Raw genomic sequence first — 11,554 nt, forward strand, 5'->3', positions numbered from 1 at the left:
ATTGCTGCTCACCATGTGCGGTGGCCGCGCCATACGACGGACGGGAGGCCCGTGGCGGCGTCGCCACGGGCCTCCCGTCCGGTGGGTGCGTGCGCGCACCCCGCGTGTCAGGCCGTCGGGACCGGTGCGGTGATCGGACCGGTGGACGGCGACGAGGAGCGGACCGCCGCGCGACGGGTGCTCCGCCGCTCGACCGCGTAGCTGACCATCGTCACCAGGACGCCGAGCAGCGCGAGGCCGATGCCGAGCCAACCCGGTGCGAGGAACCCGAAGCCGGCCGCGATGACCGCGCCGCCCAGGGCCGCACCGATCGAGTTGCCGATGTTGAACGCCGAGTGGTTCAGCGCCGCCGCGATCGTGCGGGCATCCCCCGCGACGTCCATCAGGCGCGACTGCACCGCCGGCGGGATCGCCGACGAGGTCGCCCCGAGCAGGAACGCGCCGAGCAGCATGCCCCAGAGCCACTGCGCCGTCAGGACGGTGATGAGCAGGGCTCCGATGAGCGAGAACATACCGACGTAGATCGTGCGCTTCACGCTGTGGTCGGCCAGGTGTCCGCCGAGCACCCCGCCGACGACCATGCCGATGCCCACGACGACGAGCACGATCGGCACGAACGACTCCGGCATCCCGGTGACGTTCTGCACGAGCGGGGAGATGTACGAGTACACCGCGAAGAAGCCGCCGAACCCGACGGCACCGAGGCCCATCACGATCCACACCTGCGGCACGCGGAACGCCCGGAGCTCACGGCCGATCGTGGCGTGCTCGTCGCGGGCGCTCTTCGGCACGAAGGCCGCGACGGCCAGGAACGTCAGGGCGAACAGCGCGGCGACGACACCGTAGGCGACCCGCCACCCGGCCACCTGTCCGACCCACGTGATCGCCGGGACGCCGACGACGTTCGCGACCGACAGGCCGAGCAGCACCATGGCGATGCCCTTGCCGCGCTTGCCCGGGCCCATCATGTCGCCGGCCACGATCGACGCGATGCCGAAGTAGGCGCCGTGCGGCAGCCCCGCGACGAAGCGGGCCACGAGCACCAGGCCGAACGAGGGCAGTAGCGCGCTCGCGATCGTCGCGACGACGAACCCGACGAGCAGCACGAGGATCAGGCCCTTGCGCGGGAACCGGGCGGACATCGCCGCGATGGTCGGCGCGCCGACCACCACCCCGAGGGCGTACGCGCTGACGAGCCAGCCAGCATGGGCGATCCCGGCGTCGGGGTCGATGCCGTACTGCTCGGGGAGCAGGGCCTGCGCGATGTTCGGCAGCAGCCCCATCGCGACGAACTCGGTCGAGCCGATGGCGAACCCGCCGAGGGCGAGCGAGATGAGCGCGAGGGTGCGACGCGCAGGCGTGAGCTGTGACATGGGGCCTGTTCTCGTGCGGGCGGAGCGGGACGACGGTGCAGCACCCCACCGGACGGGGCGGCCGTGATGTCCTGGTCTGTCGAGTGTAGACCGCTCCAACGAACCAGCGAAAGCCCGCGGGAGCTCAGGCCGCCTGGCGCTCCGGGGTGCGGGTCCGTGCGGTGGTCTGCTCGGGCAGCTCGTCGCGGTGCACCCATCCGGTGCCGCACTCCGCGCAGCTCGCCCAGGCGTTCTCCCCCTGCTCGTCCGTGTCGATGACGACCGTTCGCAGGTCGCAGTCGGGGCACCAGCCGTCGTGCATCATCACGCGCTCCTCGTCGTCTCGCAGGCCACCCGAAGTGGCTCGATGCAGACCATGAGACACCCGACCACCGACATCCGAGGGACCGATGCGGCGTGTCGGGCGACGCTGCGGTGCAGGATGACGACGTGTCCACCGTCACGACCGTCCTGGCCTCCTGCGCCGCCGGCGCGCCCGCGAACTGCGAGGACGTCACCGACCCGCTCGGGATCGTCGTCGTCGTGGTGTTCGCGGTCGCCGGCCTCGTCCTGCTGACGGTCGCCGCGGTCCTCGGGACCGACCCCCGTCGCCGCAGGCGTCCGCGTCGGCGCCGCTGACCGCTACTCGCCGAGCGCCGCCTCGAGCCGTTCGAGCTTGCCGTCGATCTCGCCGGTGTGCCCGGGGCGGATGTCGGCCTTGAGCACGAGCGACACCCGGGTGCCGTACTCCCCGACGGCCTCGGTGGCGCGCTTGACGACGTCCATGACCTCGTCCCACTCCCCCTCGATCTCGGTGAACATCGACGAGGTGCGGTTCGGCAACCCGCTCTCGCGCACCACGCGCACGGCGGCCGCGACGGCGTCGTGCACGGACCCGTCGGACGTTGCAGCGGGACCACCGGACGGAGCGACGGAGAAGGCGACGATCATGCGTCCATCCTGCCCGGCTCGGGCTGGTCGCGCACGGACGACGACGAGCGCGCCGACACCCGTCCGGACCCCGCAGCCCGCCCCATCCGCACCAGTGCGACCACGCTCCACACCAGGATCGCGACCTCGAGCACGTTCCGGACCGTGAGCACCACGAGGATCCACGGCTGCACACCGAGCAACTGGTCGTAGTAGCCCGGGTAGATCACCTGCGTGAGCAGGGCCATCGGCAGCGCGGTCACCGCGATCGGCGCGAACCGGCGCGCACTGGGGGTGCCGGCGGCGAGCCCCCACACGATCGGCACCGCGAACCAGCCGATGTACTGCGGCGACCCCACCTTGTTCGTCGCGATGAGCGCCGCGACGAACAGCAGCGCCAGGACCGGCGCGAGCTCGGCCCGACGGGCACCTCGGCGCGCAGCCCAGAGCGCGAGCACGACCCCGGCCACCACGACGACGGCCATCAGCGGCGTCGACACCGCGGCGGCGGCGGACGTGCCGGCACCGGACACCTCGAAGGTCAGGATCTCCTGGTCGTAGAACACCGCCGCTCCGGGGACGCCGAAGGCTGCGGCCCACATGAAGGGCGTCGCGAGCGGTGACTCGATCTGCAGCCCACGGCCGGTCTGCTCACCGACGAAGGACAGCAGGTACGGCGCACCGCCCCACAGCACGTCGACGAGCACGATCAGGGCGCTCAGCACCAGGGCCCCGGCGAGCACACCCCGGCGGTGTCCGCGACGCAGGAGCAGCAGCACCGCGACGAGCGCCGCGGGCCACACCTTCGTCCAGGCACCGGCGGTGAAGAGCGCGGACGCGACGGCCGGCCTCGAGGCCACGAACGCCACGCCCACCAGCGCGAACACCGTCGCGACGGTGTCGATCCGACCGAGCGCGATCGGCCCGAGCGCGAGCAGGAACAGCAGCCACCACCAGACGACCCGCACCCCGTGCACGCGGAAACGGTCGGACGATCCCACACGCGCCCGGAACCGCCACAGGAACGCGCACGCCGCGGCGTCGAGCAGCACCATCAGCAGCAGCCAGCCGGTGCCGATCGACGCGACGCCCCCGAGCGCCGCCGCGGCCATCGGCACGATCGCCAGGATCGGGTACACCCAGGCGCCGTCGATGCCGACCCAGAAATCCGCGGTCCGCCCGGTCTCGATCCAGCGGCTGTAGGTGATGGTCACGTCACCGAGCGGCAGGTTCGCCGACACGAGGGTCAGCCACCACAGGAACCCGTGCACGGCGACGAACGCCAGGACGAAGCCGGCGAGTTCGAGCCACCGGGTCGAGGTCCTCTGCACCGGACGAGCGTAGCGGCCGGACCGGGGGCGATGGCCGCCACGGACTCAGGGTCTCCCGAGCATGACGTGTCACCGTTCTGCCCGTGACCTCCGACACCCCGCGCAAGCGCCGCAAGGCCGTCATCTGGATCTCCGTCATCGCCGTCGTCGTCGTCCTCGGCGTCGTGGGCGCGGTGGTCTTCACGAACGTCTACACGAGCACCGAGAACGCGAAGGCCTCGGCCGCGCCGTCCGTCGCCGCCACCCGCGAGGCCTCCACCCTCGACGACACGGACCTGTCCGGCGAGTGGACGGTCGGCGGCGACTCCGAGGCCGGGTACCGCGTCCACGAGGTCCTGAACGGCTCCGACGTCACCGTCACCGGCCGCACCGACAGCGTCGCCGGCACCGCGACCGTCGAGGGCACGAGCATCACCGCCGCGAAGATCACGGTGCAGGTCGCCGACATCACCACCGACTCCGACCAGCGCGACGCCTACTTCCGCGACTCTGCGATGGACGCGGCGGCCTTCCCCGAGGCCACCTTCGAACTCACCGGACCGATCGCCGACGCGGTCCCGAGCGGTTCCGACACGACGACCGTGACGGCTCCGGGGAAGCTCACCCTGCACGGCGTCACGAAGGACGTCACCGCGAAGCTGCAGGTCGGCCTGAACGGCGACGGCGTCGACATCTCCGGTTCGGTCCCGATCACCTTCTCGGACTACGGCGTGCAGGCCCCGAGCCTGGGGTTCGTCAAGGTCGACGACGCCGGTTCCGTCGAGTTCCTGGTGCACGCGACCCCCGCGAGCTGACGTCCACGACGCGCGTCACGCCCGTGACGTGACCGCCGACGGCCTGGAGGCGCGGTGCCAGCTGGCACCGCGCCTCCCGGCCGTCCGTCGTCGCGTCCGGGGCCGCTCCCGCGCAGGTCACGCGCGTTGCGTCCGCAACCGGCGACACGGTCGTCGTCGTACGACGTCGACCCTGTCGCTGCCGCGCGTCCGCAACGGTGCGCCTGCGCAACGAACGACGACGTCGATGTCGTACGACGTCGACACCGTCGTTCCGCGTCGGTGACTACCCGCGCGCGTCCCCGTCCACGACCAGGTCCCGCACGACCCCCGGCAGCTCGGCGATGAGCGTCGTCATCGGGAACGGCCCGCCGCCGGACGCCCGCCGTGCCGCGAGCCCGTGCACCACCGCGGCCGACGCGGCCAGGTGCGCGAGGTCCGACGGCGTGAGCGACGAACCGGCCGCCTCGACGGACCCCTGCCGCGCGGCGACGAGCGCTCCGAGGACCCCGCCCAGCACGTCCCCGGCACCGGCCGCCGCGAGCCACGGCGTCGCCGAGGACGCCACGAGCCGCACCGAGCCGTCCGGGGTGACCACGTGGGTCCGCTCCCCCTTGAGCAGCACGACGCTGCCGGTCCGCTCGGCCGCCCGGAGCGCCGCGGCGGCCGGGTCCTGCTCGATCTCGGCGCGATCGACCCCCAGGAACGAAGCGAGCTCACCGGCGTGCGGGGTGAGCACGGCGAGCGGCCCGAGGTCGACGAGCGGAATCGCCCCGGCGTCGACGACGACCGGCACGCCGTCGTCAGATGCGTGCGAGAAGCCCGACGCGGTCGTCTCGTCCAGGTCACCGAGCGACGGCGCCGAGATGCCGGAGCCGACGAGCCAGGCCTGCACACGGCCGACGCCGGACACGACCTCGGGGCGGCGGGTGAGCACGTGGTCGGTGGCGCGTGCGGGTCCGACGTACCGGACCATGCCGACGCCGGTGTGCACGGCGGCGTCGACCCCGAGCACCGCGGCGCCAGGGTACTGGTCGGACCCGGTCGCGATGCCGAGGACCCCGCGGCGGTACTTGGTGGACTCCCCCGTCGGCGCGGTGACCCACGCGGCGGCATCGGACGGTCGGACGGGCACGAAGTCGTTCACCGGCCCCACGTTACGGTGGAGCACATGAGCCTGTTCCTGCCTGGTCGCGTGGTGGTCTTCGACTACGGCGAGGTGATCAGCCGGACGCCGCACGCCTCGCGGGACGCCCTCGTGGCCGCCACCGGGGTCCCGGCCGACGAGCTGTTCCCGGTGTACCAGGAGCTCCGGCACGACCTGGACCGCGGCGACCTGTCCGTCGTGGCGTACTGGCGTGCCATCGCGGAACGGACCGGACGGACCTGGAGCATCTCCGAGATCCACCGGTTCTGGGCGATCGACTTCACCGGGTGGTTCGAGGTCGAGCCGGAGACGCTCGAGATCGTCGAGGAGCTGCACGACGCCGGTACCCGTGTCGCCCTGCTCTCGAACGCGGGCTTCGACTTCGGTGACCCGTACCGCCGCTCCCCGATGGGCTCGTTGTTCGAGACCGTCGTGGTGAGCGCCGAGGAGCACGTCCTGAAGCCCGCGGCATCCATCTACCGCGACACCTGTGCGCGCTTGGGAATCGACCCGGGTCAGATGGTGTTCGTGGACAACAGGGCCGAGAACGCCACCGGTGCGGAAGCGATCGGGGCGGTCGGCCACCACTACACGTCGCCGGCGTCGCTGCGGTCGTTCCTGACGGGACTGGCCGAGGCGCCGGCACCCGTCCTCTGAGGAGCCCGCGTGACGCACGCCCTGTTCGACCCGATCACCGTCCGTGACCTGACCGTCCGCAACCGCATCTGGGTCTCCCCGATGTGCCAGTACTCGGTGGACCAGCAGGACGGCGTCCCGACGCCGTGGCACCTCGTGCACCTGGGCGGCTTCGCCAAGGGCGGCGCCGGCGCGGTCGTGGTCGAGGCGACGGGCGTCGTGCCCGAGGGACGGATCACCCCGCAGGACCTCGGGCTGTGGAACGACCAGCAGCGCGACGCGTTCAAGCCGATCGTCGACTTCCTGCACGAGCAGGGGGCCGCGGCGGGCATCCAGCTGGCGCACGCCGGCCGCAAGGCGTCGACCCACCGCCCCTGGGACACCACGCACGGCACCGTCCCCGCCGACCAGGGCGGCTGGACGACGGTCGCGCCGTCGGCCGTGGCCTTCGACGGCTACGACGTCCCACGCGAGCTCGCGGTCGAGGACATCCGGGTCGTCGCCCTCGCCTTCGCGCAGTCCGCCCGCCGCGCCGTGGAGGCCGGGTTCGACCTGGTCGAGATCCACGCGGCCCACGGCTACCTGCTGCACCAGTTCCTCTCGCCGCTGAGCAACCAGCGCACCGACCAGTACGGCGGCTCGCTCGAGAACCGTGCCCGCGCGCTGCTCGAGGTCGTGGACGCCGTGCGCGCCGAGGTCGGCCAGGGATTCCCGATCGTCGTCCGGTTCTCGGCCACCGACTGGGTCGACGGCGGGCTCACGCTCGACGAGACCACCGTCGTCGCCCGCTGGGCCGCCGAGCACGGCGCCGACCTGGCCGACGTGTCGACCGGCGGCAACGTCGCGAGCGCACCGATCCCGGTCGGCCCCGGCTACCAGGTGCCGCACGCCGCGGCGATCAAGCGCGACGCCGGCATCCCGACGATCGCCGTGGGCATGATCTCCGAGGCGTTCCAGGCCGAGCAGATCGTCGCGACCGGCCTGGCCGACGTCGTGATGATCGGTCGCGAGATGCTCCGCGACCCGTCGTTCGCGCTCCGTGCCGCCGTCGAACTCCGCGTGCCGGTCGACTACGAGCCGCAGCAGTACCACCGCGCGCGGATCACGGCCTAGGCGCGGTCGGTTCTGTACGGATTCACGGTTCAGCGACCGCGCAGGCAGTACGATTGGCAGCACTGTGGACGATCCCCCGAATAGTTCTTCGCCTCACTCATCCGCCGCTCACTCGGTGAGCTGCACGTCATCCCTGTGCGCGAACGGGGGTGAATCATGAGTCCGATCGACATCGTCATGCTGATCGGCGGCATCCTGCTGACCCTCGGCACGGGTGTCTTCGTCGCGTCCGAGTTCGCGCTGGTCAACCTCGACCGCGCCGACGTCGAAGCGCGGCGCGACCGCGGTGAAGCCGGCCTCGCACCGGTCATCGGCGCGCTGAAGGTCACCTCGACGCACCTGTCCAGCGCACAGCTCGGCATCACGCTGACCACGCTGCTGACCGGCTACCTGCTCGAACCCTCGATCGCGAAGCTGCTCGAGGCGCCGTTCCTGGCGATGAACCTGCCGGAGGGCATCGTCGAGACCGTCGGCTCGATCGTGGCGCTCGTCATCGCGACCCTGCTGTCGATGATCCTCGGCGAGCTCGTGCCGAAGAACTTCGCGCTCGCGCTGCCCCTGCAGACCGCCAGGCTCGTGGTGCCGCTGCAGATCGCGTTCACGACGGTCTTCAAGCCCGCCGTCGCACTGCTGAACGGCACCGCGAACGCCGTGCTCCGGTCGCTGGGCATCGAGCCGCAGGAGGAACTCTCCGGTGCCCGCAGCGCCGAGGAACTCACCTCGCTGCTGCGCCGCTCGGCGTCCGAGGGCTCGCTCGAACAGGACACCGCGACGCTCCTCGAGCGCACCATCTCGTTCTCCGAGCTGAGCGCCAGCGACGTGATGACCCCGCGCCCGCGGCTCTCCACCATCCGCGTGTCGGAGTCCGCCGAGGACGTCATCGCCCTCGCCCGCAAGACCGGCTTCAGCCGCTTCCCCGTCATCGAGGAGGACGCGGACGACGTCGTCGGCATCGTGCACGTCAAGCAGGCCGTCGCCGTGCCCCGCGAGAAGCGTCCGGAGGTCCCCGTCGGGGCCCTCATGACCGACGCCGAACGCGTGCCGGAGACCATGCCCGGCGACACCCTGCTCGCCGAGGTCCGCGGTCGCGGCTACCAGATGGTCATCGTCGTCGACGAGTACGGCGGTACCGCCGGGGTCGTCACGCTCGAGGACCTGATCGAGGAGATCGTCGGCGAGGTCTCCGACGAGCACGACCGCGCCCGCATCGACGTGGTCCGCTCCCGCGACTGGCTGACCTTCCCCGGCCTGCTGCGTCCCGACGAGCTCGAAGACCGCGCCGGCGTGAAGGTGCCCGAGGAGGGCCCGTACGAGACCGTCGGCGGGTTCGTCATGTCGACGCTGGGCCGCCTGCCCGTCGTCGGCGACGAGGTGCCCCTGGACGGCGGGGTGTTCCGAGTCGAGCGGCTGGACGGCCGTCGGATCGACCGCATCCGCTGGACCCCGACGCGCCCGTCGACCGACACGGCGGCAACCGCGATCATCATCCCGTCCACCAAGAGCACCCCGACCACCACGAAGGCCTCGGCCACCACGACGAAGGGCAGCACCCGATGAGCTCCGACTGGTGGGGGATCTTCTGGCTCGTCGTCCTCTTGATGGGCAACGCGTACTTCGTCGCGGCCGAGTTCGCGGTCATCTCCGCACGCCGCTCGCAGATCGAGCCCCGCGCGGAGGAGGGCTCGAAGGCCGCGCAGATGACGCTGTGGGCGATGGAGCACGCCACCCGCATGCTCGCGACGACCCAGCTCGGCATCACGGTCTGCTCGCTGCTCATCCTGAACGTGTCCGAGCCGGCGATCCACCACCTGCTCGAGGTCCCGCTGCACCTGACCGGCTGGAGCGCCGAGGTGATCGGCACCGTGGCCTTCGTGTTCACGCTGCTGCTCGTGTCGTTCCTGCACGTGGTCTTCGGCGAGATGGTGCCGAAGAACATCTCGTTCTCGATGCCGGACCGCGCCGCACTGCTGCTCGTCCCGACGCTCTGGTACATCGGCCACGGCCTGCACTGGGTCATCGTCGGCCTGAACGAGGTCGCGAACGCCGTGCTGCGGCTGTTCCGCGTCGAGCCCAAGGACGAAGCGGTGAGCGCCTTCACGGTGGAGGAGGTGCAGACCATCGTTGAGCAGTCCCGCCGCGAGGGCACCCTGACCGACGACGGCAAGCTCGCCCTGGCGTTCGAGTTCACCGAGAAGAAGGTCCGTGACGTCGCCGTGCCGATGGCCGAGCTCGTCACGCTGCCCGACGACGCCACCCCCGCCGACGTCGAGCACGCCGTGGCACAGCGCGGGTTCTCCCGCTACGTGCTCGTCGGCGAGGACGGCTCCCCCACCGGCTACGTGCACGTGAAGGACGTCATCGACCTGCGACCGGACGAGTTCGACGATCCGGTGCCGCCGAAGCGCATCCGCCAGCTCATCTCGCTGTACACCGAGATGGACCTCGAGGACGCGCTCGCGACCATGCGGGCCGCCGGCCGCCACGTGGCCCGCGCCTTCGACGCGGACGGCCGCACGATCGGCGTGCTGTTCCTCGAGGACATCCTCGAAGAACTGGTGGGCGAGGTCGAGGACGCGACCCGACGCCGGTAGACCCACCGGCAGGCGGACGGGAGGCGCGGTGCCAGCTGGCACCGCGCCTCCCGTCCGTTCGTGGTCGCGACCAGGGCGACGCGCCCCGTCCGCGCTACCAGCTGACGGGCAGGGGCTTGCCTTCCTCGTACCCGGCGGCGGACTGGATGCCGACCAGCGCGCGCTCGGAGAACTCGGCGAGGGACGACGCGCCCGCGTAGGTGGCGGAGCTGCGGACGCCGGTGGTGATCATGTCGAGCAGGTCCTCGACGCTCGGGCGCTCCGGGTCGAGGTAGATCGTCGACGACGAGATCCCCTCGGCGAAGAGCGCCTTGCGGGCCCGCTCGTACGGGTCGAGCCGCTCGAAGCGCTCGCGGACGGCCTTCGCCGAGGCCATGCCCCAGCTCTCCTTGTACGCCTTGCCCGCGGCGTCGCGGCGCAGGACGCCGGGGGCCTCGAGCGTGCCGGCGAACCACGAGCCGATCATGACGGCGGACGCCCCGGCTGCCAGCGCCAGGGCGACGTCGCGCGGGTAGCGCACCCCGCCGTCCGCCCAGACGTGTGCGCCCAGCGAGCGGGCCGCCGCGGCGGTCTCGAGCACCGCGGAGAACTGCGGACGACCGACGGCCGTCATCATGCGGGTGGTGCACATGGCGCCCGGTCCGACGCCGACCTTGATGATGTCCGCTCCGGCCCCGACCAAGTGCGCGACGGCGTCGGCGGTGACGACGTTGCCGGCGACGAGCGGGATGCCGAGCTGCAGCGACGCGACCGTGCGGAGTGCGCGGAGCATGCCGTCCTGGTGACCGTGCGCGGTGTCGAGGACCAGGACGTCCACGCCCGCGGCGGCCAGCGCCTTGGCCTTGGCGGCGACGTCGCCGTTGATGCCGAGCGCGGCGGCGACCCGGAGCCGGCCGGAGGCGTCGACGGCGGGCGTGTAGATGTCGGAGCGGATCGCGCTCGTCTGGCTCGTGGTCCCGACGACCCGGCCGTGCCGCATGACCGGCGCGAAGTCGACCTCGGCGGCCGAGAGCACGTCGTACACGTGGCGGGGTGTGCCGGCGTCCTCGGCGTCGATCGCGGTCGAGGCGCCGTGCAGCAGGTCACCGACGACGGCGTCGGGGCCGGCGGTGCCGAGGCGGGTCGCGGGCACGCAGCCGAGGTACTCGCCGTCGGCGTCGCGGACGACCACACCACGGCCGGCCACCGGCAGGAGCTGCTCGAGGGCCTCGGCGACGGTGGTCTGCGCACCCATGTCGTAGGCGGTGTCGAAGTCGACCGGCTGGTCCTTCACCCAGCGGATCGCGGCGTCGAGGTCCTGCAGGTGCATGTCCTGCGGCAGCACGCCCAGACCACCGCGGCGGGCCAGGGTGGCGGCGAGCCGGGGGCCGGTGACGGAGTTCATGTTGGCGCTGACGATCGGGATCGTGGCACCGCTGCCGTCGTTCGCCGCGAGGTCGACGTCGAAGCGGCTCGTCACGCCGGAACGGCTCGGGACGAGGAAGACGTCGGAGTAGGTCAGGTCGTGCGTCGGCCGCGTCTCGTAGAACCTCATGCGCTCCACTGTACGGCTCCCGTCAGGGCCCCGACCGGGTGCTCGGGGACTGCCGACTCGCGCCGCGGCTGACACGGAACGGACATGTCGGAGCGGCTAGGCTTGGCACCTGTGCGGCGCAGGGTTGCTCCGCACGACACACACGAG

The 11,554-nt window shown here is 71.9% G+C and carries 12 protein-coding genes; 6 read left to right on the forward strand and 6 right to left on the reverse strand.

The genetic code is table 11. The features are described from left to right. Nucleotides 1-107: 107 nt before the first annotated feature. Nucleotides 108-1,373 carry an MFS transporter gene (locus tag DEI96_RS10715; protein WP_111024824.1) on the reverse strand — a complete coding sequence of 422 codons (1,266 nt, stop codon included), beginning with the start codon at nt 1,371-1,373 and terminating at the stop codon, nt 108-110. 124 nt (nt 1,374-1,497) lie between these two features. Further along, nucleotides 1,498-1,677, reverse strand: coding sequence for a hypothetical protein (locus DEI96_RS10720; RefSeq protein WP_111024823.1), 180 nt, complete (start codon nt 1,675-1,677; stop codon nt 1,498-1,500). A gap of 125 nt (nt 1,678-1,802) precedes the next feature. On the opposite strand from DEI96_RS10720, the gene DEI96_RS10725 reads away from it, so the two are divergent. Further along, on the forward strand, nt 1,803-1,991 hold the full coding sequence (locus DEI96_RS10725) for a hypothetical protein (RefSeq protein ID WP_146246971.1): 189 nt from the start codon (nt 1,803-1,805) through the stop codon (nt 1,989-1,991). Nucleotides 1,992-1,994: 3 nt separating this feature from the next. On the opposite strand, the gene DEI96_RS10730 is transcribed toward DEI96_RS10725, so the two are convergent. Together DEI96_RS10730 and DEI96_RS10735 are read right to left on the reverse strand one after the other, a co-directional pair. After that, nucleotides 1,995-2,303 carry a thiamine-binding protein gene (locus DEI96_RS10730; protein WP_071404568.1) on the reverse strand — a complete coding sequence of 103 codons (309 nt, stop codon included), beginning with the start codon at nt 2,301-2,303 and terminating at the stop codon, nt 1,995-1,997. Next, nucleotides 2,300-3,613 carry a glycosyltransferase 87 family protein gene (locus DEI96_RS10735; protein WP_111024821.1) on the reverse strand — a complete coding sequence of 438 codons (1,314 nt, stop codon included), beginning with the start codon at nt 3,611-3,613 and terminating at the stop codon, nt 2,300-2,302. The genes DEI96_RS10730 and DEI96_RS10735 overlap by 4 nt, the downstream gene beginning before the upstream one ends. A gap of 83 nt (nt 3,614-3,696) precedes the next feature. On the opposite strand from DEI96_RS10735, the gene DEI96_RS10740 reads away from it, so the two are divergent. Further along, nucleotides 3,697-4,407, forward strand: coding sequence for a YceI family protein (locus tag DEI96_RS10740; RefSeq protein ID WP_111024820.1), 711 nt, complete (start codon nt 3,697-3,699; stop codon nt 4,405-4,407). Nucleotides 4,408-4,672: 265 nt separating this feature from the next. Here DEI96_RS10740 and DEI96_RS10745 read toward each other — a convergent pair whose 3' ends face one another. Continuing rightward, complete coding sequence (locus DEI96_RS10745) at nt 4,673-5,533, reverse strand: ADP-dependent NAD(P)H-hydrate dehydratase (protein WP_111024818.1); 861 nt, start codon at nt 5,531-5,533, stop codon at nt 4,673-4,675. 24 nt (nt 5,534-5,557) lie between these two features. Here DEI96_RS10745 and DEI96_RS10750 point away from each other — a divergent pair, with 24 nt between their 5' ends. The 4 genes from DEI96_RS10750 to DEI96_RS10765 all read left to right on the forward strand — a co-directional run bounded on the left by DEI96_RS10750 (nt 5,558) and on the right by DEI96_RS10765 (nt 9,873). Next, nucleotides 5,558-6,190: an HAD family hydrolase gene (locus tag DEI96_RS10750; RefSeq protein ID WP_146246970.1), complete on the forward strand. Its 633-nt coding sequence runs from the start codon at nt 5,558-5,560 to the stop codon at nt 6,188-6,190. Nucleotides 6,191-6,199: 9 nt separating this feature from the next. Further along, a complete protein-coding gene (locus tag DEI96_RS10755; RefSeq protein ID WP_111024816.1) occupies nt 6,200-7,282 on the forward strand; it encodes an NADH:flavin oxidoreductase/NADH oxidase in 1,083 nt (360 codons plus the stop codon). Nucleotides 7,283-7,438: 156 nt separating this feature from the next. Continuing rightward, nucleotides 7,439-8,839, forward strand: a complete 1,401-nt coding sequence (locus DEI96_RS10760) for a hemolysin family protein (protein ID WP_071404734.1) — start codon at nt 7,439-7,441, stop codon at nt 8,837-8,839. Further along, nucleotides 8,836-9,873 carry a hemolysin family protein gene (locus DEI96_RS10765; protein WP_027465832.1) on the forward strand — a complete coding sequence of 346 codons (1,038 nt, stop codon included), beginning with the start codon at nt 8,836-8,838 and terminating at the stop codon, nt 9,871-9,873. The genes DEI96_RS10760 and DEI96_RS10765 overlap by 4 nt, the downstream gene beginning before the upstream one ends. Nucleotides 9,874-9,967: 94 nt before the next feature. Here DEI96_RS10765 and guaB1 read toward each other — a convergent pair whose 3' ends face one another. Next, complete coding sequence (gene guaB1 / locus DEI96_RS10770) at nt 9,968-11,407, reverse strand: GMP reductase (protein ID WP_111024815.1); 1,440 nt, start codon at nt 11,405-11,407, stop codon at nt 9,968-9,970. Nucleotides 11,408-11,554 lie beyond the last annotated feature (147 nt).

The organism is Curtobacterium sp. MCLR17_031 (genome assembly GCF_003234775.2).
GTDB lineage: Bacteria > Actinomycetota > Actinomycetes > Actinomycetales > Microbacteriaceae > Curtobacterium > Curtobacterium flaccumfaciens.